The organism is Kovacikia sp. CALU 1929 (assembly GCF_056784235.1).
Genome location: NZ_JBXBCF010000049.1, coordinates 115,131 through 138,875, shown reverse-complemented (window position 1 = coordinate 138,875; position 23,745 = coordinate 115,131). Strand labels below are relative to the sequence as shown.

Here is a 23,745-nt window from a genome sequence, read left to right as displayed (position 1 = left end):
ATAATTGATACCCTTTCACCTTAAACATTGACATTGGTGTCAATGTCAAGCTTTTGACTAAACTAGAGATATGAAGACTGAATATCTGACGATTAAAGAACTCACCGAAGCAGTGGGTAGTGGAATTACCCCCCGAATGGTACGGCACTATCACACCTTGGGTTTGCTGCCAACCCCCCAACGCTCGGCGGGCAACTACCGACTCTACGCCCAAGGCGATGTGCAGCAGTTGCGGCGACTGGTGGCATTGAAGCAGCAAGGGTTTCAGCTATCTCATATTCAGCAACTCCTGCAAAGCGAAGCTGGAGTGGATGCCGATCAAACGTTGATCCACCAACTGCAATTGCAATATCGCAAGGTCATTCAGCAATTGGCGCGGCTGCGGCAAACTGCTGCCGCATTGGAAGGCGTATTGGGACGTGATCGCGACTGTCAAACCATTCAGGCAGAAGCGATCGCCCAGCTGAGGTTGATAGAAGCCGAAACTCATAATGATCTGGGAGAGTTGGAGGAACTTTGGCATAGCTTAGATGCCGAGACAGCGGCTCACCCAGAGGCATTCCAGGAATCTTTACAACGTTTACTACCAGACCTTTCTGACCGTTCTGAAATTGAAGTAGACCTGCTCTCCAAGCTTGTGCTGGCGTGTGGCGATGTGAGTTTAGTTCAGTTTGTCCGTATCAGTCGAGGACAGGCTCAAAACGCGCTCTCGACGGCTCGTAATGCACTCAAGTCAGGCTGTCAGGTTGTCGGAGATGTGCCAACGGTGATTGCTGCCCTCGATCAAACTCGGTTGGCACATTTGCAGTGCCCTGTTGAAACGTTGATTGCTAACCCCCACATTACGAGTGTGGTAGAAGCAGAGCAAGCCTTCTGGCACGATCAGCAGTGGAAAGAACGGTTACGGCAACTGCCTGCTGGATGCATCCTCGTGATTGGCTATGCTCCTTCTGTGTTGATGGCTACCTGTGAATTGATTGAGCAGGGACAGTTGCAACCAGCGCTTGTAATTGGGATGCCCATTGGTTTCAGCCATGCTCCGGCTGCAAAACGGCGGTTGATGCGCTCAGGAGTCCCTTATGTTGCGATTGAAGGAACATTGGGCGGTGGATTGTTAGCTGCCGTTGCCTTGAACGCCTTAGTAGAATCTCTTTTGGAGAAGCCAGACTGTCATTGTTACTTGACAGCAATGTGAAATTATCAGGCAGCGATCGCCCTTGCTGCTTCGGGTCGAACCGTATCGGTGATCGCGTACTACCAATGCCTACTGTTGGTTGATTTCTCCTGTAATTCCCTGTCCTGCAAGCGCTTAAACGTTCGTTGCTTCCTGCTGACAATGTAAGCCTGAGTGATTGCAAACACAGCTATTGTGTCACGTAAGATTTTTCGAGCCACCAAAGTTTTTGTGGCTCGAAAATCCTAATTGCAAGCCTTACTTTTCTAATTAAGGAAACGTAGGGTCGATCCTAATTTATGCCCTAATCTATTTGGCAGTTTCTAAATTAGAAAAAGGCGATCCTGGAGTGCAAATGCCAAGCATTGCGAAAGTGATCACCCGATACGAGGATAACTTGAAAACCAATCATGCACGAGTTAAGCGATCGGCAAAGTATTGAGATTAGTCCAAGTTAGAGTTGCCAGTAGGTCATCACCCTTGCTGATTAACGTATCGTTGCCGCTGCGAGTTAATGTGATGTCCGCAACTGCTAGACCAGACCCTAATTTGAACTTGTCATTAGAGTCGAAGTTGAAGATAGTAACAGACCCAACTCCTGCATTAAGCGTGAAGATATTTGCCCCGTCACCCATCACAACAACTTTGTCATTGCCTGTGCCTGCATTGATAATGTTATTGCCCGCACCTGCATAGATCTCATCGTCGCCAGCGCCACCTAAAATCTCATCATCTCCGGAATCGGCAAAGATGATGTCGTTACCACTGCCTGCATCAACGTAGTTATTCCCAGCACCTACAACAATATCGTCGTTGCCAGCACCTGCATAGATAACATCATCGCCTGTCCACGCACGAATATAATCATTGCCAGCACCAGAAAATACAGTGTTATTGCCACTATTCACAAAGATGCTATCGTTACCTGTACCTGCATACACCAGATCATCCTCATTCTCGGCATATACAGTATTGTTGCCATTGTTGGCGTAGATATAGTTCTTACCAACACCACCGTACACGGTGTCATCAAATGCCCCGGTGTAAATAACTGCATCATTTCCAGGTCCAGCCGTAAAATAAGCATTCGCGACTTGCGGTCCTGTGATGTTAGGCTTCTCGGTAGAGCCTGTGATAGCCGCCAACATGGTTTGGTAGATCTGGCTCTGATCTACCCCATTGACAAAACCAGGAATCTGGAAGCCGTAGCTTTCGTAACCTTGCCCCACAAAACCTGTCAATACTTCAGAGCCAGCACCTTGATAATAAACAGGCACTGGGCGGTTCGTGTGATTGCCCCAATCATACTTATCGGTGGCAGGCTTAGAACCCCAAAAATGACCCGCTTCAGCACTAGTATCCAAAGCGGTCAATGCCTCAGCACCTTTTGTTTGAAGCAACAGGGGATAATTGGGATTTAAGGTCAAGTAGTGATCGTGATCTGCTGTCACAATCAACAGATTGTTTTCCCAGCCACCATTGTTTTGAATCCAGTTAATTGTGGAGGCTACAGACTTGTCGAAATCTAACATCGTACCGATCAGGTTGTCGATGTTGTTGTCATGAGCCGACCAGTCAATGTCGCCCCCTTCAACCATCAACCAGAAGCCATCCTTATCTTTGCCCAATACATTCAAAGCAGCATCAGTTAGATCTTTCAGGGTGGGGTTTTCGTTCACTTCTCGAGCAATAAAAGATGCATCGGTTTCACCGGGTAACAAAGGACGTTTGGTATCTGGATTAAGCCCTTTGGTACTGTTTACAGTAAACATATCCAGCCCTGTCGTACTATAGTCACCATTCGCAGAGCTTACAGGCAGGTTACCGTTCTGTCCACGGGCACCATACAGACCTAGCAAACGCTCACCACTATCAGGATCAACTCCAGCCGCAGTAACCGCTAGCGTTTGAGCAGCATTGGTTCCACGCTCAACAAAGGTATAGCCATATCGGTTATCTGTGGGATTTGCAACCAGGTAGTCGTAGGTGTCCTTAGTGACAAAGCCATAGTCGCGGGGAGGCTCAACCCCCACAGGAAGAGGACTAGCAGTATTGGAGAGAGGGTGTCCGCCGCCTAACAAGACAGTGGGCTGATAAATTCGCAATTCTTGCTGTAGGATACTGTCCAGATCCGGAAACTCACTGTCATATTTACCACGGCGGTTTACTGTTGCTGCTGCTGCGCCAGGAGTTGCATGGTCAATAGGAACTGAGGTGACCAAACCTGTCGATTTATTATTTAATGCCGCCGTCGCAAGAATCGTTTCAAGGGGCTGCTCAAAAATATCAACACCGATCGCGTTGTTGTAGCTCTTAACCCCGGTGTAGAGAGTGGTTGCTGTATTTGCCGAGTCAGGATAGCTGAGCTTGATGTACTCCTTGTCAAACCCTGCTGGAATGGAACCACCGTAATAAGCTGAATCCCAGGGGAAGAAACCACCTTCAATGGGATCGTAGCCAACTAAATTTCCGACTGCACCGCTAGCAACTGTAGCTCCGCCAGAAGCGGTTGTGCCGGGGTTGAATGCAGGATTGAATTGAAAGCCAGGAAGTACGGGGCTTCCACCCGTTGCTGAATCTGAGCCAGTGAGAGCAGAGTTACCCGTGTTAAATGTTCCGTTTGCGCCTGCAACAGTGGTGCCATAGGTTGTGACGAGGGAAGAACTACTTAGGCTTTGGAAGCTCAACCCAGTTCCTTTACCTGAAGTGTAAAAGTCATCTAAAGATGTGCCTGTATTGCCGTTCTGAATTTGTTGGTAGATCGCAGCGGCACGAGCCATTTCCCAGCCCATACCGTCGCCAATCATAATGATGACGTTCTTAGCCATTGCAGTTTAGCTCCTTAATTTGGACAGATAAATCTGTCTCGGCATCGGTATTACATAACGAGATGCCAAGAATTACACAGGAGCTTATTCGCTCCTTATATCGACTCAATTCAATAAGCATCCTCTAGAATGCCCTATGTAACATAGCACCCGTATTAGTACCAGAGCGCGTTCTCTAAAACACAGGAAACATCAAGAAAGTATTAAGTTACACAGTAATAATAGGTTTTACTCTGTGATAACACTGATAATGGTTATCATTATTATTTCTCATGATTTATTTTAATGAGATGAATCTAACTTAAAGATGGAGCGTTTTGGAGTGTTCACTTCAAGTCAATTGAATTGACGAAAGGGTAAATGCTTTAACCTTTACTTATCTAGTTTCGCTGAATGACTGGACAAATAATTGTCTCGTGCAGTTCTGGCGTAATGCTTGTACCTGAAAGCAACCCGTTTAGTTCTAGCTTCAGGAGTTGAAGCTGCTGAATTTGTCGATCGATGTCAGCAACTTTGTCCTGCAATTTAACCCGGACGTGATCACACGGTAAATCACCCTGGTCATGCACATCCAAAAACTCTTTAATTTCCGCCAGACTTAATCCAAGACCCTGAGCACGTTTGATGAAGCTGAGACGAGTAAAGATATCTCCATCAAACAATCGATAGCCGCCTTCTGTTCTGCCCGCAGCCTTGAGCAGACCTAATTCTTCGTAATACCGAATGGTTTTAATCGGTACACCACTCTTTTTCGCCACTGAACCAATCTGTTTTGGCTGTTCTTGGGCTAACATGGCTCATCTCCCACAATCAAGCCTTTCAACTAACCCCATCTTAAACTCTCCAGTTGGCTGAAGAGTCAAGAGAAGAGTTTAGAGCGATCAAAGGTATAAATTCACCGAGTAAACCGCTCCGGTCGCTATTTTGCTTGAAGGAATGCGAGTGAACCCAAAGAAAGAGAGTCAATGCGGGTCAGCAGTTAAATTGTTAGATTTCTTTAAACTGGATGGTCAACCAGCTGTGTTTTCGCTTATCCTCAAGCTACCTTAACTCAATGGTTTTAGGAAATCAACAAAATATATGGGGAATCAAGGCAGAGCAGGTATAGAAGCATTTATTGACAAGGGATTTCCTGCTGGCAACCTATTCTGTACTCAATTTCTCTACAGCCCCGAATTCAACTCAAACACCTTGAGGACTCTTGCCAAGGATGGGAAAAACCAATCGAAGTACCATTTGGCAGCTAGTTTGGCAAACGGGCTTGAAACCAAAACTCTCGACTCAAACGAAGTTTTACTCGCTTTTGTCCAACAGTCCCGGAAGTGGTTGAGTTTGAAGTTAGGTTATTGCGATAAGCCACCTACTTCTAAACCAGCTAGTTTGCTACTCACTGAGCTTGGTGAAGAAGGATGGTACGGACCGATCGCAGATGTAAGCAGCCCCCGCAGATGGTACATTCGCACTCATAAAATCCCATTTTATGAGCAGGTTTATAAAGCAGAAGGGGCATCAGCGTTCGAGATTGCTGAGCAAGTCAAATCAGTAGCATCTCACTCAATTCGCTGGACAGTTGTAGCTGAATTGGGAACTAACTATATAGCTTTGTCTTGGAATGGCTTTCGACATAACGAGCTAGCACCTGGATTAATTGATCCACATATTGAGTCACTCATGCAGTTCCCATATTGGTTGCATATTCCTAAGTTTTTCAAGGAGCTTGAGAAAGAACCTTTTAACCAATTGGATGTTTTTGCAAGCACCTCTCACAAAACGTCTAAAGATATTTGGCAGCATCCAGTCCTTCATCAAGTTGTTCTGCAAAACCTTTGGGACAAATTTCTTGGGAATAGTCAGTATGTTTGGCGACATCTAAGAATCCGGGCTGACAATCGCGGGGTAGCTTTGAACGCTCACAGTACTGGAGCCTTTGATCAGGAAACTCAACAAATGAGGGGTCTACAGGCTTTATCAAGACAGTTAGCAAATTCAGCACTAAAGTCCCTTAATATACAAGAGACATCAGAAACAATCAGTTTAGTTGAAAATGCATTGCTAAGAACTTTAATTCAAGAATGGGGAATCAAGTCTTATGAATTCAGTCTAGACAAAGTAAACAATTCTAATGGTAAATCAGAAAAACTTTTTCGGGCACATTGCTACTTTGCAAATGGTTCAAGCTCCTCGCCGCAAGATTCGCTTCAACATTTGAGATGTTTTACAGGAGATTATGGAGGAAGTACACAAGCTCTAAAATTCCTTCTGTCAGAATTGAAGTGCTGAGGTTAACACTATGGCGCGCTTAGTTTGTGAAAACCGATTAGATTTTCTTTCCGATCGTCATAAGTTAGTACTTAGTGAGCATTTCAATCGTCCATCACAGACAGCGCAGCCGCGTGAATTAGCTATTAAGTTAGGTGTTGAATACTCTCAAGTTATTGCAATTCTAGCTGTTTTAGCCGCTGACGGATTTTGTAAAAATTGGCTGCTAATTTATCACGTATGCTCAGAAACTTTTGTGGAACGAAAGCCTCTTAGTTCAGGTATGCCTAAGCTACCCTATGTTTGTCCATATTGTGAGGTGACTCTCTTTAGCTATGATGAATTTCAGTTTGATGTAATGGCAGAAATTGAAATACCTGTTGAATTTGTTTGATATAAGGCTGAAAAGTGAATGAATGCTAGCCAAGCTTATCTACAAATTATTGAAGCTCTAAAGTATTTAGAACACGGGAGCCTTGAATCAGAACAAATAATAAACTGGTTATATACTCCCACTCCTGAGCTTTCTAGCCACTTAAATGAATTAAAGAGCTTCTTGAAAGTAGACAAGCCCGACACAAGTGCGAGGCAGAAGGCAGGTTACTTGCTAGAAAAAATCCTTGCATTGACCTTTAGAGGGTTAGCGGGCTATTCCGAGATTAAAAGCTATCGATCTGCTAATCATCAATATGATTTTCTCATTAGTGGTGATGGTCCTACTTGGGATATTGTTTGTGATCGAATTTATATCAAACAACAAGGTTATCGGGGAATTGTTGTTGAAGCAAAGGCAATAGGAGAATCTGTTTCTAGTGCTCAGTTTGCTCGGCTGTGCAGCATTATGAGTTTAGAACTGTGTGATACTGTTGGTCTTGGTGCATTTTTTACGATAGAAGGAGCTGCTGGTTTCCCTAAGGGGCTGTAAAGGAATAACTTTTACAACTTATTTTGTGGCGAAATTGTGTAATTCCATTCTCCATGAAACACATGAGGGGTAACACAAACTGATGCTAGTTCCGTGTCAGAGACTTTGACTTTAGTTGGATAAGTCGCTGTATCTCGCTCAGCTTGCACTCGTAAACCTGTTGTCGTCGTTGTTGCACCAATCAGTTCAACAATGACTTCGTGACTGGTTAATGGCTGTCCCCGCCAGTTCATGGTGATGTAAGAGAACAACCGATGCTCAATCTTATTCCATTTACTGGTTCCGGGTGGAAGATGACACACGGTAATTTCTAGTTGGGTTTCATCGGCAAAGTGTTGCAGTTCTAATTTCCATAAACGCAATCGATAACCATTGCTCCCACCACTATCGGCATTAATCAGCAATTGCTTGGCATGGGGATAAGTCGGATAACCAACAACTTGCCACCATCGACGCAAACTGGCAACGGCAAAACTGGCGGTGTCATGGTCTTGTCCCACTGAAACCCAACCCTCGTTGCGCCCAATGTCATAAATTCCATAGGGAATTGCCTTACCCAGTTGAGGGTCAGAAAAATCATGAACATTCACCTCAACAGGTTGTCCTTGAGGCTGCCATTGCTGTCCAGGATTCTTGAACGCTCCAACCAGTTCCTTCTTTTTGGTATCCACTGAGATCACAGGCAATCCTTGTTGCAGGCATTGCTTGGTTTGCTCATTGAGGTAATGAAATTGAGCATCTCGCTCAGGATGCTGCTTTCCCTCCCGGATTTTGGCATTGGCTTGAAGACTGTATCCGTTCGCTCGTAATAACTCTGCCACCAACTGATGGCTGACCTGATGTCCTTGCTGTTGGAGAAGCGTCGCTAATTGCCGAGTACTTTTGCACGTCCACCGCAAAGGGGACAGCGGATCACCTCGACTATCGGGGTCAACCAACTTCTCTAAATCCTCCATGAGCGTTGAGTCTACTTCTTCGACTCGTTTACGCCCCCCACCTGCTCGACGAATCCCAGGCTTTTGCTCCTCATCGGTATCCAATTCTCGCAAGCCTTGATGAATGGTTGGACGCGAAATTCCAGTGGCTCGTGCGACTTGAGAAACCCCACCATATCCCAGACTATGAGCTTCGGCTGCCAAAACCAATCGACGCTGTTTCTCACTAAGATGCGGCAAAATCGTGAGTAGTTTCTGAGCAAGCAAATCGTCGTCTTTCATGAATCAATAGTAGATCCATTTGACCTGGAAGATGTAAAAGTTATTTATTTACGAGTCCTAAACGGGATGGGAAGAGGGTCCTTAGTGTTCGTGATGCAAGATTATGCCAAGTACTATTTCATGCGAAAACCGGGAAAAAGATTATTGTTTTCGACAGAGATGATATTTTCGAGCTTGATCAAAATGGAGCACTAATTCACCTCTTGATAAGAAAAGTAAAAGAGTTAGAACAATTAAGTGGACTACCAACTATATCTGTAAACGAACTCATTGATAGTGACTTGCCTAATCATTTAAAGGATCTGTCTTAGCTGTCTGTGCATCCGCTGCTTGGGCTTCTACCACCCCTCGAAACATATTCATACCACAGGAAAATTCGTAACGACCGGGTTTATCAGGGGTAAATTCAATCGGTGTGACTTGATTCAGCATCAACTCTTGAGCAATCCGAAAATCAGGAAACCGCACTTCCTCTAAGCAACTGCTGGGGTCTTTGCGATCGAAATTCAAGCGCACAGGTTGCCCTGCCTGCACCATAATTAGGCTTGGCTCATACCCGCCATCCACTGTGACGGTAACTTCCTGAATGCCTCCCTGACTAGTTGCCTTACGAGATTTGGGCTTACTAAACAAGAACCACCAGAGTTCTAAACCAATCAATCCCATGCCACCCAGCGTCACCGCAACTTTGTTCCCCAGGGGTTGTTCAATCCGTTGAAACTGTCCGGCGTTTTCGGACGATCGCGGCATCGATTCCATTGAGTGTTCTGGCATCTCGGTAGCAATCGCGCCTGAAATTGCCCCTAGTATAAAGCCGAACCCTGCCAACGTTCCCCAAAAAATGGTCTTCTTCATCGTGAAAATCTCCTTAAGCGTGGACTCTGGGCTTGAAGTTTCTCAGCCGCAGGGCATTGGTGACAACGGAAACTGAACTCAATGCCATCGCGGCCCCGGCAATGATTGGATTAAGCAACCAACCGAAAAAGGGATAGACAATGCCGGCTGCAATGGGAATTCCCGCCACGTTGTAGATGAAGGCAAAGAAGAGATTTTGCCGAATGTTTCGCATCGTGGCACGAGATAGTTGAATCGCCGTGACAATGCCATTCAAGTCGCCTGAAATTAATGTAATGTCGCTAGCCGCGATCGCCACATCGGTGCCCGTTCCGATCGCCAATCCAACATCGGCTTGAGCCAAAGCAGGCGCATCATTGATGCCATCGCCCACCATCGCCACGACTTTACCTTCCGCCTGAATGCTTGCTACCGTTGCAGCTTTCTGATCCGGTCGGACTTCTGCAAATACGCGCTGAATGCCCACTTCTCGCGCAATCACTTCTGCCGTGCGGCGATTGTCTCCGGTCAGCATCACCACGTCCAAACCCATTTTTTGCAATGCCCGAATCGCTTGGACAGAAGAAGGTTTGACCGCATCTGCAATCCCCATAATGGCTTCCACCTGACTATCAACGGCAAGCCAGATGACTGTTTTGCCCAGAGATTCTAATTTCTCCCACGGCGATCGCAGCGCACTCGTCTCAATCCCCAATTCTGTCATCCAACGGTGTGTACCAATCTGCACTAAATGATGCGATACCTTTCCCTGCACACCGCTGCCAGCAATGGCTTCAAATTCCTGGGCATCCGTCAAATTTGCTGCTTGAGCCTGAGCATATTGCACCACGGATTCAGCTAAGGGATGCTCTGAATTGCGCTCAATTGCCGCCGCCAACCGTAACAAATGCAGTTCATTCCGGTGAGCCGTTCCCTTGAGCGTGACAAAATCGGTGACGGTCGGTTTGCCCTGGGTGATGGTGCCCGTCTTATCCAGAATGATGGTTTGCAGGTTGTGTGCCTGTTCTAAACTTTCTGCGCCTTTGATCAAAATGCCATTTTCTGCGCCTTTGCCTGTACCAACCATGATGGAAGTGGGAGTGGCTAAACCGAGGGCACAGGGGCAAGCAATAATCAACACGCCAACGGTCGTGATCAGTGCCATCGTCACATTGCCCATGACGTTGTACCAAAGGACGAAGGTGGCGATCGCGATCGCAATCACGACCGGGACAAACCAACCTGTCACCTGATCAGCGAGTCGTTGAATCGGGGCTTTTGAGCCTTGAGCTTGTTGCACCAACTTTACGATCTGAGCCAAGAAGGTATCTTTTCCAACCCGCGTCGCTCGAAATTTGAAGCTGCCCGTTTTGTTGATCGTGGCACCAATCACCTCGTCGCCCACCTGCTTTTTCACTGGCAGACTTTCCCCCGTCACCATTGCTTCGTCGATCGTCGAGCCACCCTCCACAATTTCCCCGTCTACCGGAATCTTTTCCCCCGGACGCACCAGAATCACATCGTTGAGAACAACCTCCGCGATCGGCACGTCCACTTCTCGCCCCTCCCGGATTACCCGTGCGGTTCTTGCCTGCAACCCAATCAGTTTACGGATGGCTTCCGAGGTTTGCCCTTTGGCGCGATTCTCCAGCAAGCGACCCAGCAAGATCAATGTGATGATCACCGCAGCGGCTTCGTAGTAAACATCTGGAGTGAGACCCTGAGCGATGAACCAATCCGGAAAGAACGTCGGAAATAGCGAGTAGCCGTAAGCCGTACCCGTCCCGATCGCTACCAGGGTATCCATTGTGGCAGTGTGACGTTTGAAGGCTTTCCAGGCATTGATGAAGAATCCACTCCCTGCCCAAAACAACACGGGAGCCGTCAACACCAGTTGCAGCCAGGGATTGTGTAACCATAGGGGAATCAATGGGATGTGCAACCCTGTCATCATCGGCAACGAACCCACTACCAGAATGGCGCTAATGATGCCGCTAATCCAAACTTTACGGGTTAATTGCCGCTCTTCGGTTTGCCGTTCTCGCCGTTCCACATCATCTTCAGCCACCAGCTTATCCTCTTGCAGGGGTTGAGCCGCATATCCTGCCTCATCCACTGCTGCTTGAATTTGAGCAACATCAGTTTGAGTGGAATCATAGGTGACACTGGCTTGTTCAGCACCAAAGTTAACGGTTGCTTGAGAGACTCCTGGAATAGAGCGAATTGCAGTCTCGATATTATTCGCACAAGAGGCACAACTCATGCCTCGCAATTTAAGTGTTGTGTTTTCCATAAGATGTCCAGTATTCGTAGGAATGAAGGTTCATCGAAGGTGTATTCCGATGCAGCGATCGCTGCTAAACATCAAGAGTTTGAGGAGGAGTTTTCTAATCAACCCTGAATCAATCACAGTTGCTCTGAGCTTCTAGGATGGACGTGAGAAAGCTGACGTTGGACGAACCAAATCGTTAAGGGCGGCATCAGCAACCACATTGCTAATGGAACTAATCCGGTGCCCAAAAACGGGATTGTGGGCATGGTCTCAGCGTATGCCCATCGATTAAGTGGTCCAGTTGCCAAAGCTTCAAAAACAACTGTGATCACCACTCCTACAAACGTATAAATGATGATTTGTCTGCGGCTTGGTCGCCGCACCCACTGACGCGACTTTGCTAGAACTGCAACTACCCAAAAAGCAGTCAGCGAAATTCCAACATCTCCAACGGTCGCAAGGGTACAATTTCTAGTGCGATCGAAGCAAGAGAACTCGTTTGAAATTTGATAAAACGGCATTTGCTGAATTTCCCAAAAGAAGGACAGGAGAAATGAGAATATTGCCACATTCCACTCAGGAGAATTCAGCCAGCGCCAAGAGCCAATGATGTTCTGATGATTTGCCATACGATTACGATTCCACGGTGTAACCTGCGGCAGCGATCGCCTCTTTGATCACGGCTTCAGATGCTTGAGTTTCAATGCTGACCAACTTCGTTTTGGTATCAGCTTGCACTTTAGCCGTTGAATCAACACCGACTACAGCCTTGGTGATGGTTTCACCACAGGCGGAACAAGCCATATTCGGAACTTTGAGTTGCAGTGTCATGATCTAAACCCTCATTACTTCAGATTGATTCTATCTTGAACCCTTCAGTGGACTGGAGAGTCAAGTGCCTCCAGAAAAATTTTCAACTGATGATCTTTTGGGTAGGAGAGGTAGCTTAAAAACTCCGCCCCTTGCAAGGAGACGGAGCTTACAATTCCAGAACTCAAAGTAATACGAGAATTATTAAGCGACTCCTGCAATACTGGCAATCTTACGATACTCCTCAGCCGCTTGCCGACATGCCTGAGCGCACTTCTTACAGTGTTCAGCATCATGCTTTTCGCACTCAGCAGCACAGGCTTCGCAAATCTCGATACAAGATTTGACAACCTGAGGAATGAAGCGTGAGCCGCGACTCATGTAAGCAGCAGAAGTCCAACAAATTTGGGCACAGTCAATGCAAAGACGGGCACACTCTACCATACTACCCAAGCACTGATCGGCACAATGTTCACATTCGTAAGCGCAGTGAACCGCAATATCCACACTAGATTGAGCAACTTTATGAGCCATAAGATCCTCCTAAGAAAGCAGAATTTAGAATTAATTGGAGATGCATGAAAGGTTTATGCCTCTCTCGACAGTGACGTGGTTGGTGATTTAAGCAGAAGTCAGTTGAAAGTTATCCACTAACAACACGGAGTCAAATAGAGGGTCATCGATATTGACCGCATCGACACTCAAGGTATAAGCACCAGAAGCATCGATCGCGGCGGAGAATGTTCTGTATCCTGACTCATTGGTGAACATTGTTCGAGAAGTGTTGGGAACTTCATGAATATCCGTTAGCTCATAAACCAAAGGCTGTTGTCCACTTCCTATTGATTGCAGCACTGCGAAGGAAAAGTCATTACTGGAACCAACTAAATCAGACTCTAGCTCGTTGGTGAGGAAATTCCAATCAAACGTTAAGGTGTCGCCTGCTTGGGCATTGAACGTCAGTTGAAGAGCAGATCCCTCATCAATATCTCCACTGTGAATGGTGGATAAGGTTCCCTGCCTCAGACCCAATCTCGATTCAAACTCTATCCCTGGAACTGTTTCAGATTCAGTAGTAATTAGAGCTTGAAATGCCCCATCCGTTGGGAAAACGCCGTAATCCAGCATTTGGATATCAGCATGTCCAACGGTAGACCAACCTGTAAAATTACCTCTCTCGAAGCTGCCATTGGGAATTGAACCATTGTCAGCATCTGAAGAGACACCAATCATGCCCACTGATGTTTGGTAGCGATCGCGCAGCCACTGCCGCATCTGCTCGGCTTCACGCATTTGGGTAGAGGCAATGTCGTTGCAAAGTCCCTTCAACTCAACATGTCCAGCGCTTGCAGTACAGGGAACCGCATCATTAATCCCTGCCATGTGATGCATCGTCATTTGCCGCATGAAGGTGATCTCGAATTCAGCCCCCTTCATGATCGACATTTCTTTCATCATCCGCTCTTCACCTGGGTTCATCTCTGGCTCAGACTCAAATCCGTACCAGTCCTTCAGCCAGGTTTGCATCGTTTCGCGCTCCTCGGTCTGGTTCGCAACGATGTTCTGAGCCAGTGCTCTTAAATCATTGTTGATTGCCCGATCTACAGCCAGTTCTGCCATGTCGATCGCCATCTGGTGGTGGTCGATCGTCTGCTGCAAGTAGCGCACATCAAACCGAGCGGCTGATTCATCAGGAGCAGGAGATCCAGCGGCATAAACATCCGATGCAGCAGATTTTGAGAGATGCAAAGCCAAATCAGATGTCGAGAAAGGATCGGCTGTAAGCGGCGTTGCGGTAACAGCAAGCCCGTTAGAAGCTGTGGAGAGCGGGTCTGTAGTCAGACTAGACGATGAACCGTTGCTGTGAAACATTAAATTTCCTTTAGGTTGTTAGTGTGCGATCGCAAGTTACCAAGAGGTAATCCAAATCGCACTACCCGCTTGGCAGCTATGAGCTAGGGATGAACTACGCCATTGCCGATGCCATCTGGCGGCAGGATTCAGCACAACGACGGCAAGCTTGGGCACACTTTTTGCAATGCTCGTGATCGTGCTTTTCACATTCAGCCGCACAGCGATCGCACGCTTCCGCACAAACAGCACACAATTGAGCGTGAAAGTCAGAGCCACGAGCCATGAACCGGGCGCAAATGTCACAAGTATCGGCACAATCCTGGCACAGCTTAATGCATTGAGCCATCATTTGCACCATGTCGCTATCTAGGCAAGCGGTCGCGCAATGTTCGCATTCGTGCAGACAGTCAAGACAGTTCTGAATACAGGTTTCAAGTAGAGATTGATGAGATTGTGTAGCTGTCATAATCTAGCTCCTAGTAAATTAACAACAAGGAGAACCCATTGGCTCTCAGGCTTCACACTAAAGGAGCATTCAAATAATTGCCTCTATCCCCCGAAGGGAGGAAAAATCACACTTTGGAGCGACAACGATTTCATTCTGATTTCATAACTGTGTGCTTATACCCTTTTAGATTTTAGATTTGCGAGTTTGGATTGCGGAAGTTCTATGCCATCAGTCTCATCATCAGGCATCTGCCGCGTCTCTTAAATCGGTATTATTTAGAATTTGATCAACGGAAGACGTGGAATTCGCCACTTGGGTGCACAGAAATTTCATCTTGATTTCATAACTGTGTGTAAGGCTGAAAAAGACTGCTAATGATGCGTCAGCCTCCAGTCTTAGAGTTTGTTCTATATAAGGTTCGTCGATCCATTGACTCTCCATCTGACTGGAGAACTCAAAATAGCAACAGATACCTTTTGTTCCTTCTATCTAAATTGCGCCAAAGCTATGCCACTCAATTTCTTTACAAAAACAGGTTTCCTTGCCCTGACGTTAGGGGCGATCGCTACCACCAGCGTCCTGAATGCTTGCTCATCATCTGCCCAAAATCAGGCACAAACTCCCAGTGCAACAGCAATGGATGCTGGAACCAAGCAGACGGATCACAGCAACATGGGCGGCATGAATCATGGCGACAGGTCAAAAGGCGGCATGATGGATCACAGCATGATGGACTTGGGTCCAGCGAATGCTGAGTTTGATTTACGATTTATCGACAGCATGATTCCGCATCACGAAGGGGCTGTTGTCATGGCAAAAGAAGCTCAGCAGAAATCGAAGCGTCCTGAGATTCAAAAGCTAGCGGCTGACATCATTAAAGCGCAGGACAAAGAAATCGCTCAAATGAAGCAGTGGCGAACTGTCTGGTATCCCAAAGCCCCTAGCACACCTGTGGCATGGCACAAAGAGATGAACCACTCAATGGCGATGTCTGAAGACCAAATCAAAGCCATGCGGATGGATATGGATTTAGGTGCAGCCGATGCCGATTTTGACAAACGCTTTGTTGATGCCATGATTCCGCACCATGAAGGGGCTGTCGTGATGGCAAATGATGCATGGCAAAAATCAAAGCGCCCCGAAATTCAGAAGTTAGCTCAGGGCATCATTGGGTCGCAGAAAGATGAGATTGAGCAGATGCAGCAGTGGCGCAAAGCCTGGTATAAGCAATAGTTTTGGCTGCAAGATTTCATTCTGATTTCATAACTGTTTGAGATACTAGTGTTTGGGATTGTAGTGGGCAATTCATAATCCCAAACACTGCACTGATGCATCTCTTCAAAGGAGAGAAACTCATCTGAGTACATATGTTACTAAAAAAGTCAGCAAACTAAATTTGATGCGCGAGCGATTTCAAAACCACTGTGATCACCTCTTAGTGCTAATCAAAGTCACCATTTGAGCAAGTACATAAAAGCAAGCTTATGAAACTGAAAGTGATTCACCCTACAGCCCTTAAGCAGGTTGCCAAAGATTCCTTAAGTCTTTCGGAGCAGGGTAAGCTTTGGCTCCAACCCGGTCAGATTTTAAGCATTTATAACTGGAAACCGCTTGATAGAAACTACTTAAAAATCGTTCTTGATCTATCCACTGAAAAGCTTACTCAGGCGACATGGTTTGCTTATATTCCTCATGTGCAATTACTAAGTGATCAAGGTGAAGCAAAGGCAATTCCGCAAAGTCTACCTTTAGAAGCCCAACTATTAGATGTGCCACACAATGACCAAGTTGATGATGAACTTATGCCTACCGGAGCTTGTCACGTCACTAGTTTTGCCATGGTAATGGCTTATTTTCGAGTTAAACGAACCCGAAACAATATTTGGTTGATGGAAGATGAAGTCTATCGACATCTAAGAATGAATAGATTGAACCATTGGAAGCCAGAGGATCTTGTCAAAATGGCAAGTCATTATGGGCTTAAGGATAAGTTTACAATGCGAGGTCGTTTGTCAGATATTCGTCAAGCGATCGCAGAGGGCAATCCATGTATTGCTTATGGTCATTTCAATCATCCTCGTAGCACGATAGTTGTTAGGGGTTATGACCAAAATGGTTTCTTTGTAAACGACCCTTATGGCAAATGGACACCATCCGGCTATCGGAGTGATTTGTCTGGAAAGAACCTTTACTACTCAAATGCGTTTATCCAAAGCACATGTTCTCTACAGGGAGAAGATCATATCTGGGTTCATTTTATCTCAAAACGAGAATATTCCTTAGTTGATCAACAATTGGCTTGAAGGCTTTCTTCGTCATCATAATCATCCTGTCGTCAAGGAACTTCATTAATGCCTCGTTATCACTCAGCTATCTATTCCACTGCGGCAGGTCGTCGTGTTTCTGGTGCGCTCTTAACGACCTTGCTGCTAACGACACCGCTAAAGGGGCTTGCCCACGGTGGGCATGGCAATGAGTTTCAAGGCGGCAGCCAAGCTCAGTCGGCAAGGGCAGTTCAGGTTGATCCTGCCACAACGAAGCGACTAGGGCTGAAGGTCGAACCTGTGACTCGTCAGCGGTTAGCCTTTGGAGTCAAAACGACTGGGCAGATTGAAACACTCCCCAATCAGCAGGTTGAAGTCACCACGCCCGTGGGCGGAACTGTGCTTCGACTATTGGTAAAGCCGGGAGACTCGGTGCAGGTAGGGCAAGCGGTGGCAATTATGACCAGCCCAGAATTGGCAGAACTGAGAACAACGGCATTCGATCGCAAAGCGGAAGCGACTGCCGCTGTTCAACAAGCGCAAGCTGATTTACGACTGGCACAGCAGAATTTGACCCAGCAGAGACGGATCGTGGCGACCGACATTCAGCAAGCTCGAACGGCGGTGAATGTTGCCCAAGAGCGGTACGACAAAGATCGGGAATTACTCGATCGGGGAGCCATTCCCCGCCGCCAAGTTTTAGAGTCTGAAAGCAATTTAGCCGCAGCGAGGGCGGCGCTTGCCAAAGCGGAAAGTGGCTTGCCTGTTTCGGAAGCCCAAGCGCAACTGCAACGGGCACAATCGGCAGTGGAGGTGGCTCAATCGCGGGTTAATTTAAGTGATCAAACCTATCAAACTCGCTTGCAACAATTGGGAGCCAGTCCTAATGCAGATGGCACCCTAACCATTACCGCTCCAATTTCAGGGGTGGTTGCCGATCAAGAAACCACCAAAGGCGAGTCCGGGCAGGATGCGGGTAAAAAGATCATGACGCTCGTAAATGGCAGTAGTGTTCAGGTTTCTGGCAACATTTTTGAGAAAGACTTAGAACGGGTGGAAGTGGGACAACGAGTTCGGGTCAAAGCCAACGGACTCCCGAATCGCACCTTCAACGGTGAAATTAACGTCGTGGGTGCGGTGGTGAATGGAGAAAGCCGTGTGATTCCCGTCAAAGCAGAACTAGACAACTCAGGGGGATTGTTGAAACCGGGAATGTTTGTGAAGTTGGAGGTGTTGACCGATCGCACTCCGGCGGCAGTTTTGGTTGTTCCCAAAGCGGCGATCGTGGAAACCAACGATAAGCAGCGGGTTGTGTTTGTGCAGAATGGCAACGCCTATGAAGCAACGGAAGTGACTTTAGGCAGAGAAGCTGGCAATTTGGTTGAGGTTACAAGCGGTTTATTTGACGGTGATCAGATTGTTACCCAACGGGCAAATCAACTTTATGCTCAATCCCTGCGTGGTGGCACAACCGTTGATGATCACAGTGAAGCGCCTGCTCCTTCCGCCGCCTCCAGCCCTCAGTCTTCAGCTTTGCCCTGGTGGATCATGATTCCAGCGAGTGGAGCGATCGCGGCGGGTACGTTTTGGGCAGGGATGTATTGGGCAAATCGTCGTACTCGGCGATTAGCATTGAATCCGGCACTCAACGGGCATAGCAAGGTTGGGTACGAGCAAGAGTTTTACCTGAACCGCACCAGCCAGTCAGAGCAAGCCCATTCAACCAAACACCCCGAAGAATAAACCCCATTCAAACCGCTCGCAACGTAACCCGTTATGCTAAATGCCATTCTCAAATGGTCGATCGTCCAGCGATGGCTGGTGGTTATCGGTGCCATTATTGTTACAGTTTTAGGAACTTATAACCTGACCCGGATGCCCCTGGATGTGTTTCCAGACTTCGCACCGCCCCAGGTCGAAATTCAAACGGAAGCGCCCGGATTGGCTCCAGAGGAAGTGGAGTCGCTGATTTCCTTGCCGATCGAAAGTGCAGTGAATGGCACACCAGGCGTGGAAACGGTGCGATCGTCCTCAGCGGTTGGGATCTCCGTCGTCAAAGTTATTTTCAAATGGGGCACCGATGTTTACCAGGCACGGCAGTTAGTCACCGAACGGTTACAGCAAGCCCGCTCTAAGTTACCGGCTGGAGTTGAAACTCCGCAAATTTCACCAATCACCTCTCCGATCGGCACGATTCTGATGTACGCCTTTTCGGTGGAAGGAGAGGCGCAACCATCAGGGGAATCTGCAACCCAAACATCCTTGATGGAAGTCCGGCGGTTTGTCGATCGCGATGTCACCAATCGCCTGCTGGCAGTGCCCGGAATCTCCCAGGTGATCGCTTATGGGGGGGATGTGCGCCAGTATCAGGTGCTGGTCGATCCGGCAAAACTGGCGGCGTTCAATGTCTCCCTGCAAGAGGTGACTGAGGCGGCAGAGCAAGCCAACGTGAATGCGGCAGGCGGATTCCTGATTACTCCTGACCAGGAAGAAATTATCCGAGGTATGGGGCGGATTGAATCGATCGAGCAATTGGCACAGTCGGTTGTGATTGCCAGAGATGGAAAACCCGTCTTGCTACAAAATGTTGCATCGGTGCAAATTGGAGCCGCCTTACAACGAGGCGATGGCAGCGCCAACGGACAACGAGCAGTGGTGGTCGTCGTCAACAAGCAACCGTTAGCAGATACCCCGACGGTCACTCGTGCCGTAGAACGGGCAATGGAGGAAGTGAAAGCTGGATTACCCAAAGATGTGCGGGTACTAGAAACGTTTCGCCAGGAAAGTTTTATTGAGTCCGCGATCGAAAATGTGCGAGATTCTCTCCGAGATGGCATCATCATCGTCTCGGTGATCTTACTGCTGTTTCTAATGAACTGGCGCACTGCCATCATTACACTCAGTGCGATTCCGCTATCGATTTTGATTGGAATGCTGATTCTTTCGTGGTTTGGACAGGGCATTAATACGATGACATTGGGGGGATTAGCGGTGGCAATTGGGTCGGTTGTCGATGACTCAATCGTGGATATGGAAAATGCCTATCGTGGACTCCGCAAAAATCAGGTCAGTGAACATCCCAAGCATCCTTTTCAAATTGTGTATGACACATCGGTGGAAGTGCGAGTCAGCGTAATTTTCTCCACCGTAATTATTGCCGTTGTCTTTGCCCCCATTTTTACCTTGACGGGCGTAGAAGGGCGGATTTTTGCCCCGATGGGAATTGCCTATCTGGTGTCGATTCTCGCGTCCACTTTGGTTGCGATGACGCTATCTCCAGCGCTCTGTGCCATCTTGCTTGCCAATCGGCGCTTGCCCTCCGATGAAACCTGGGTAACGGCAGGGTCACAACGCCTGTATCGTCCGCTGTTGTCCGCTGCGATCGCCCGTCCCAAGCTAATTTTGCTGATAGCCAGTGCGGCGCTAGTGGCATCTCTGGTGATTCTGCCCACGTTAGGACGAGAATTTTTGCCCGAGTTTCAGGAGCGATCTCTAGTTAACGCGATGTTGCTCTATCCCGGTAGTTCTCTGGAAGCCACGAATCAGTCTGGATTGGCGATGCAGGATGCTTTGAAAGGTGATCCTCGGTTTCAGACCGTTCAACTGCGGGCAGGACGCGCTCCCGGTGATGCGGATGCAGGCGGGGTGAATTTGGGACATCTGGATGTGGAACTGAGCGACGCGGGCATTCAGGACCGCAAAGGCAGCATTGAGAAACTGCGTCAGGAATTCAACAAGCTGCCTGGGGTGGCTCCCAACATTGGCGGGTTTATCTCCCACCGCATGGATGAGGTGTTATCCGGAGTACGGAGCGCGATCGCCGTCAAAATCTTTGGTCCCGATCTGGCAGAATTACGAGCGATCGGGCAGGAAGCAGAAGCCACCATGCGGAACATTCCCGGTTTAGTCGATCTGCAATTGGAACCGCAAGTGCCGATTCGTCAGATCCAAATTCAGTTTAATCGAGCAAATGCTGCCCGTTATGGACTCACCGTTGGTCAAATTGCCAAAGTCATTGAAACAGCGCTCAATGGTCAGGTCGTGTCTCAAGTGTTAAGAGACCAGCAACTCTTTGATCTATTGGTATGGCTACAACCAGAAGCCCGGACTAACCTGGATACAATTCGCAATTTGCTGGTCGATACCCCTACCGGGCAAAAAATTCCCTTAGCACAGGTTGCCGACATTGATTATGGTACCGGACCCAACACGATCAATCGGGAAAATGTCTCGCGCCTGATCGTAGTCTCTGCCAACGTGTCTGGACGAGATCTGCGATCGGCGATTAATGAAATTGAAGCAAACATTCGGCAGAACGTAACCTTACCCTCTGGTTATTTCATTCAGTATGGCGGGCAGTTTGAATCCGAGGAACGAGCGACTCAAAGTCTATTGCTATACAGCGGATTAGCATTGATTGTGATCGCCGTGCTAATGTACTTTGCGGTTAAGTCAGTACCCGCTATGTTAATGATTATGGTTAACTTGCCGTTGGCATTGGTGGGGGGCATCTTCTCGATCGCCCTGGGAGGGGGCGTGATCTCCGTTGCTTCTCTAGTTGGCTTCATCACCCTATTCGGCGTTGCCACCCGCAATGGACTGTTATTGGTAGACAACTACAACACGAAGTTTGCCAGGGGAATGCCGCTTCAGCAAGTGATTACAGACGGCTCAATGGAGCGGCTCGTTGCAATTCTGATGACGGCACTGACCTCTGCATTAGGTATGGTACCTCTGGTAGTTGGCAGTGGAGCCGGAAAAGAGATTTTGCAACCTTTAGCCGTTGTGGTTCTGGGTGGATTGTTTACCTCCACCGCACTGACCTTACTGGTTCTGCCTGCCCTCTATGCTCAATTTGGCAAATTCCTGGTGCCCAAAAAATCTGAAGGAACCATTCAAACCGACATCATTGTCGAAAAGGTCGGAGCCTAACAGTTTAACCAAACGAAACCATTTGGTTTCAACCGATTAACCTTTGTTTTGAGGAGTCAATTATGTTATTGAATCGAGATTATCTAATCCTTGCAAGTACTTTAGGATTGGCGATCGCGCTCTTAAATGCAGGAGATAGCCAAGCCGTAAATCGTAATGATGTAACTCATCCTCTTTCCATGAAATCACCAATTCGACTTGCACTTACAGAGGAGGCAGGCTCTATTCATAAACTCAAAGGAGATGGACATAGAGGACAAGGCGGGCAAGTCATTGAATCAGGTTCCTATCATTTAGAACTGGTAGTTGAAAAAGAATCGACTGGAACCCACCTGGATCTGTTTGTCCAACGAGGTGATAACCATCAAGCTATCTCAAATGCTAAGGTTAAGGCCCAAGTACAAATGCCAGATGGAACTCAAAAGTCACTTCCGTTCAAGTATGATGCTTCAGGCAAACACTACACAGCAATACTACCTGGAACGGCAAAAGGAACTTATAAAGTCATCGTTCTAACAGAGATTGATGGCAAAAAAGCAAACGGACGATTTAGCTTCAATCGTTGATTGGTTAAGCACTCCGCCTATTCGTATCATTGCTTTAGGAGTAATTGAATTTTATGCAATTGACCAAATCTCGTATCATCCTATTTGCCAGCTTCGGACTTTTGTTTTTGGGCGCTTGCAGTAGTGGTAATCAGACAAATAGTTCTGGCAACAGCCCTGCCGCATCACCTCCAGCGGAATCAAAACCAATGGAAGCTCCAACTGAAACCGCAAAAGCTGATTCATCTCCCATGAGTTCGGATGGACACGGGGGGGAAGGCGGACAGGTAATTGAATCTGGACCCTACCATTTGGAATTGGTTACTGCAAAAGAATCAGAAGGAGTTCATTTAGACTTTTTCTTGCAAAAGGGAGATAATCACGAAGCGATTCCAAATGCAGATGTGACCGCACAAGTTCAGTTACCGGATGGTAGCCAGCAGACATTAGACTTCAAATACGATGCCGATGGAAAGCACTACACTGCGATATTACCTGGGGCTATAAATGGGGAAGTCAAAATTGCAATTCTATCAGACATTAATGGTGAAAAAGTGAATGGGCGGTTTACTATCAAGTAGCAACAAGTTCAAATTTCATCCTAATTTCATAACTCCAGTGTAAGGTTGAAAATACAGGGATGAAACTTTGATTCCTTAAAGAATTCCTCTCTGCATACAAACTTAAATATTGAGTTCACCATGATGACACCAAAGAACATTCTGCTTGCAGCTACAGGCACCATTACAACTTTCACGATTTTTGTTGCTACTGCTGGTCATTCATTTGCCCAAGAAACTAAGCCTGCTACTCCTCAAACCAACCAGTCTGGTGGCTGTAGTTGCTGCAAGCAAATGATGCAGAACATGCAACAGAAACCAGGTGCGGGCACGATGAATCATTCAATGCCAATGCCCCAGAAGTAGCTTTGTTCTTATACCTAATTGAAACTGCTTCGGTAACGTTTGCAGGTACTCCTTGAGTAACGCGAGAGCGATCGCCTGTCTTTGCAGCGATCGCTCTTTTGCATAAATGCTAAAAACCTTACCCTCTATGAAAATCTTTCCGGGTTCTTAACAGTTACCTTCTAAAGTGAAAATCAAGGACTCAGATAGAAGACATGACATCTGAGTTGGTAGCAATAGAGGTAATTTACAATGCTCAATATACTCTCAAATTGGTATCAACAAGTTTCTGAGACGGCAAAACTGAACAGCCTACGACGAGAACTTTTGACCCTAGTTCATGCAGAACAAAATACTGCCGATCGATTAATTTCGACCGAACGCTACAGACAACCTGGCAAGTCGGAGACTTGGTATCTGGAAAAAGTAATCTACGACCTGAGACGTGGCAGATAAGAATGTGCCTCTCTCAATCACA

Annotated in this window: 22 protein-coding genes; 12 read left to right on the top strand and 10 right to left on the bottom strand. The window is 47.2% G+C overall.

Going from position 1 to position 23,745, the window contains the following annotated elements; genetic code table 11:
• Positions 1-70 precede the first annotated feature (70 nt).
• Positions 71-1,195, top strand: a complete 1,125-nt coding sequence (locus AC1S52_RS04380) for a precorrin-8X methylmutase (RefSeq protein WP_482027820.1) — start codon at positions 71-73, stop codon at positions 1,193-1,195.
• A 398-nt stretch (positions 1,196-1,593) separates the two neighbouring features.
• Here the strand turns inward: AC1S52_RS04380 and AC1S52_RS04375 are convergent, their stop codons facing one another.
• Together AC1S52_RS04375 and AC1S52_RS04370 are read right to left on the bottom strand one after the other, a co-directional pair.
• Complete coding sequence (locus AC1S52_RS04375) at positions 1,594-4,002, bottom strand: alkaline phosphatase (protein ID WP_482027819.1); 2,409 nt, start codon at positions 4,000-4,002, stop codon at positions 1,594-1,596.
• A gap of 380 nt (positions 4,003-4,382) precedes the next feature.
• The gene (locus tag AC1S52_RS04370) at positions 4,383-4,796 is read right to left on the bottom strand and encodes a heavy metal-responsive transcriptional regulator (RefSeq protein ID WP_482027818.1); all 414 of its coding nucleotides are present in this window, start codon (positions 4,794-4,796) and stop codon (positions 4,383-4,385) included.
• 286 nt (positions 4,797-5,082) lie between these two features.
• On the opposite strand from AC1S52_RS04370, the gene AC1S52_RS04365 reads away from it, so the two are divergent.
• The 3 genes from AC1S52_RS04365 to AC1S52_RS04355 are packed head-to-tail and all read left to right on the top strand — an operon-like array spanning position 5,083 to position 7,186.
• Complete coding sequence (locus tag AC1S52_RS04365) at positions 5,083-6,282, top strand: hypothetical protein (protein WP_482027817.1); 1,200 nt, start codon at positions 5,083-5,085, stop codon at positions 6,280-6,282.
• Positions 6,283-6,292: 10 nt separating this feature from the next.
• Entirely contained in the window at positions 6,293-6,655 is a 363-nt protein-coding gene (locus AC1S52_RS04360) for a hypothetical protein (RefSeq protein ID WP_482027816.1), read from the top strand.
• 18 nt (positions 6,656-6,673) lie between these two features.
• Entirely contained in the window at positions 6,674-7,186 is a 513-nt protein-coding gene (locus AC1S52_RS04355) for a hypothetical protein (RefSeq protein WP_482027815.1), read from the top strand.
• An 11-nt stretch (positions 7,187-7,197) separates the two neighbouring features.
• Here the strand turns inward: AC1S52_RS04355 and AC1S52_RS04350 are convergent, their stop codons facing one another.
• The 8 genes from AC1S52_RS04350 to AC1S52_RS04315 all read right to left on the bottom strand — a co-directional run bounded on the left by AC1S52_RS04350 (position 7,198) and on the right by AC1S52_RS04315 (position 14,639).
• Positions 7,198-8,403: an ISAzo13 family transposase gene (locus AC1S52_RS04350; RefSeq protein WP_482027814.1), complete on the bottom strand. Its 1,206-nt coding sequence runs from the start codon at positions 8,401-8,403 to the stop codon at positions 7,198-7,200.
• Between the two features lie 285 nt (positions 8,404-8,688).
• The gene (locus AC1S52_RS04345) at positions 8,689-9,258 is read right to left on the bottom strand and encodes a cupredoxin domain-containing protein (RefSeq protein ID WP_482027813.1); all 570 of its coding nucleotides are present in this window, start codon (positions 9,256-9,258) and stop codon (positions 8,689-8,691) included.
• Between the two features lie 13 nt (positions 9,259-9,271).
• On the bottom strand, positions 9,272-11,530 hold the full coding sequence (locus AC1S52_RS04340) for a heavy metal translocating P-type ATPase (RefSeq protein ID WP_482027812.1): 2,259 nt from the start codon (positions 11,528-11,530) through the stop codon (positions 9,272-9,274).
• 113 nt (positions 11,531-11,643) lie between these two features.
• A complete protein-coding gene (locus tag AC1S52_RS04335; protein WP_482027811.1) occupies positions 11,644-12,138 on the bottom strand; it encodes a hypothetical protein in 495 nt (164 codons plus the stop codon).
• 4 nt (positions 12,139-12,142) lie between these two features.
• Positions 12,143-12,340, bottom strand: coding sequence for a heavy-metal-associated domain-containing protein (locus AC1S52_RS04330; protein WP_482027810.1), 198 nt, complete (start codon positions 12,338-12,340; stop codon positions 12,143-12,145).
• 183 nt (positions 12,341-12,523) lie between these two features.
• The gene (locus AC1S52_RS04325; RefSeq protein WP_482027809.1) at positions 12,524-12,853 is read right to left on the bottom strand and encodes a four-helix bundle copper-binding protein; all 330 of its coding nucleotides are present in this window, start codon (positions 12,851-12,853) and stop codon (positions 12,524-12,526) included.
• Positions 12,854-12,940: 87 nt separating this feature from the next.
• The gene (locus tag AC1S52_RS04320; protein ID WP_482027808.1) at positions 12,941-14,191 is read right to left on the bottom strand and encodes a DUF305 domain-containing protein; all 1,251 of its coding nucleotides are present in this window, start codon (positions 14,189-14,191) and stop codon (positions 12,941-12,943) included.
• A gap of 94 nt (positions 14,192-14,285) precedes the next feature.
• Positions 14,286-14,639: a four-helix bundle copper-binding protein gene (locus AC1S52_RS04315; protein WP_482027807.1), complete on the bottom strand. Its 354-nt coding sequence runs from the start codon at positions 14,637-14,639 to the stop codon at positions 14,286-14,288.
• Positions 14,640-15,128: 489 nt separating this feature from the next.
• Here AC1S52_RS04315 and AC1S52_RS04310 point away from each other — a divergent pair, with 489 nt between their 5' ends.
• From AC1S52_RS04310 to AC1S52_RS04275, 8 genes are all read left to right on the top strand, one after another.
• Positions 15,129-15,854 carry a DUF305 domain-containing protein gene (locus AC1S52_RS04310; protein WP_482027806.1) on the top strand — a complete coding sequence of 242 codons (726 nt, stop codon included), beginning with the start codon at positions 15,129-15,131 and terminating at the stop codon, positions 15,852-15,854.
• 251 nt (positions 15,855-16,105) lie between these two features.
• The gene (locus AC1S52_RS04305; RefSeq protein WP_482027805.1) at positions 16,106-16,924 is read left to right on the top strand and encodes a C39 family peptidase; all 819 of its coding nucleotides are present in this window, start codon (positions 16,106-16,108) and stop codon (positions 16,922-16,924) included.
• Positions 16,925-16,972: 48 nt separating this feature from the next.
• Complete coding sequence (locus tag AC1S52_RS04300; RefSeq protein WP_482027804.1) at positions 16,973-18,628, top strand: efflux RND transporter periplasmic adaptor subunit; 1,656 nt, start codon at positions 16,973-16,975, stop codon at positions 18,626-18,628.
• A gap of 33 nt (positions 18,629-18,661) precedes the next feature.
• The gene (locus AC1S52_RS04295) at positions 18,662-21,817 is read left to right on the top strand and encodes an efflux RND transporter permease subunit (protein WP_482027803.1); all 3,156 of its coding nucleotides are present in this window, start codon (positions 18,662-18,664) and stop codon (positions 21,815-21,817) included.
• A gap of 62 nt (positions 21,818-21,879) precedes the next feature.
• On the top strand, positions 21,880-22,383 hold the full coding sequence (locus AC1S52_RS04290) for a hypothetical protein (RefSeq protein WP_482027802.1): 504 nt from the start codon (positions 21,880-21,882) through the stop codon (positions 22,381-22,383).
• 53 nt (positions 22,384-22,436) lie between these two features.
• Positions 22,437-22,943, top strand: a complete 507-nt coding sequence (locus tag AC1S52_RS04285; protein WP_482027801.1) for a hypothetical protein — start codon at positions 22,437-22,439, stop codon at positions 22,941-22,943.
• Positions 22,944-23,063: 120 nt separating this feature from the next.
• A complete protein-coding gene (locus AC1S52_RS04280; RefSeq protein ID WP_482027800.1) occupies positions 23,064-23,288 on the top strand; it encodes a hypothetical protein in 225 nt (74 codons plus the stop codon).
• A gap of 231 nt (positions 23,289-23,519) precedes the next feature.
• Positions 23,520-23,723 carry a hypothetical protein gene (locus AC1S52_RS04275; RefSeq protein WP_482027799.1) on the top strand — a complete coding sequence of 68 codons (204 nt, stop codon included), beginning with the start codon at positions 23,520-23,522 and terminating at the stop codon, positions 23,721-23,723.
• Positions 23,724-23,745 lie beyond the last annotated feature (22 nt).

What these genes read in the sequence shown, in the direction of transcription:
- AC1S52_RS04350 (WP_482027814.1), bottom strand. Translation starts at nt 8,403, where the DNA reads ATGAAAGACGACGATTTGCTTGCTCAGAAACTACTCACGATTTTGCCG.
- AC1S52_RS04335 (WP_482027811.1), bottom strand. Translation starts at nt 12,138, where the DNA reads ATGGCAAATCATCAGAACATCATTGGCTCTTGGCGCTGGCTGAATTCT.
- AC1S52_RS04305 (WP_482027805.1), top strand. Translation starts at nt 16,106, where the DNA reads ATGAAACTGAAAGTGATTCACCCTACAGCCCTTAAGCAGGTTGCCAAA.
- AC1S52_RS04380 (WP_482027820.1), top strand. Translation starts at nt 71, where the DNA reads ATGAAGACTGAATATCTGACGATTAAAGAACTCACCGAAGCAGTGGGT.
- AC1S52_RS04295 (WP_482027803.1), top strand. Translation starts at nt 18,662, where the DNA reads ATGCTAAATGCCATTCTCAAATGGTCGATCGTCCAGCGATGGCTGGTG.
- AC1S52_RS04365 (WP_482027817.1), top strand. Translation starts at nt 5,083, where the DNA reads ATGGGGAATCAAGGCAGAGCAGGTATAGAAGCATTTATTGACAAGGGA.
- AC1S52_RS04375 (WP_482027819.1), bottom strand. Translation starts at nt 4,002, where the DNA reads ATGGCTAAGAACGTCATCATTATGATTGGCGACGGTATGGGCTGGGAA.
- AC1S52_RS04360 (WP_482027816.1), top strand. Translation starts at nt 6,293, where the DNA reads ATGGCGCGCTTAGTTTGTGAAAACCGATTAGATTTTCTTTCCGATCGT.
- AC1S52_RS04325 (WP_482027809.1), bottom strand. Translation starts at nt 12,853, where the DNA reads ATGGCTCATAAAGTTGCTCAATCTAGTGTGGATATTGCGGTTCACTGC.
- AC1S52_RS04320 (WP_482027808.1), bottom strand. Translation starts at nt 14,191, where the DNA reads ATGTTTCACAGCAACGGTTCATCGTCTAGTCTGACTACAGACCCGCTC.
- AC1S52_RS04355 (WP_482027815.1), top strand. Translation starts at nt 6,674, where the DNA reads ATGAATGCTAGCCAAGCTTATCTACAAATTATTGAAGCTCTAAAGTAT.
- AC1S52_RS04300 (WP_482027804.1), top strand. Translation starts at nt 16,973, where the DNA reads ATGCCTCGTTATCACTCAGCTATCTATTCCACTGCGGCAGGTCGTCGT.
- AC1S52_RS04340 (WP_482027812.1), bottom strand. Translation starts at nt 11,530, where the DNA reads ATGGAAAACACAACACTTAAATTGCGAGGCATGAGTTGTGCCTCTTGT.
- AC1S52_RS04290 (WP_482027802.1), top strand. Translation starts at nt 21,880, where the DNA reads ATGTTATTGAATCGAGATTATCTAATCCTTGCAAGTACTTTAGGATTG.
- AC1S52_RS04315 (WP_482027807.1), bottom strand. Translation starts at nt 14,639, where the DNA reads ATGACAGCTACACAATCTCATCAATCTCTACTTGAAACCTGTATTCAG.
- AC1S52_RS04370 (WP_482027818.1), bottom strand. Translation starts at nt 4,796, where the DNA reads ATGTTAGCCCAAGAACAGCCAAAACAGATTGGTTCAGTGGCGAAAAAG.
- AC1S52_RS04275 (WP_482027799.1), top strand. Translation starts at nt 23,520, where the DNA reads ATGCTCAATATACTCTCAAATTGGTATCAACAAGTTTCTGAGACGGCA.
- AC1S52_RS04285 (WP_482027801.1), top strand. Translation starts at nt 22,437, where the DNA reads ATGCAATTGACCAAATCTCGTATCATCCTATTTGCCAGCTTCGGACTT.
- AC1S52_RS04330 (WP_482027810.1), bottom strand. Translation starts at nt 12,340, where the DNA reads ATGACACTGCAACTCAAAGTTCCGAATATGGCTTGTTCCGCCTGTGGT.
- AC1S52_RS04310 (WP_482027806.1), top strand. Translation starts at nt 15,129, where the DNA reads ATGCCACTCAATTTCTTTACAAAAACAGGTTTCCTTGCCCTGACGTTA.
- AC1S52_RS04345 (WP_482027813.1), bottom strand. Translation starts at nt 9,258, where the DNA reads ATGAAGAAGACCATTTTTTGGGGAACGTTGGCAGGGTTCGGCTTTATA.
- AC1S52_RS04280 (WP_482027800.1), top strand. Translation starts at nt 23,064, where the DNA reads ATGATGACACCAAAGAACATTCTGCTTGCAGCTACAGGCACCATTACA.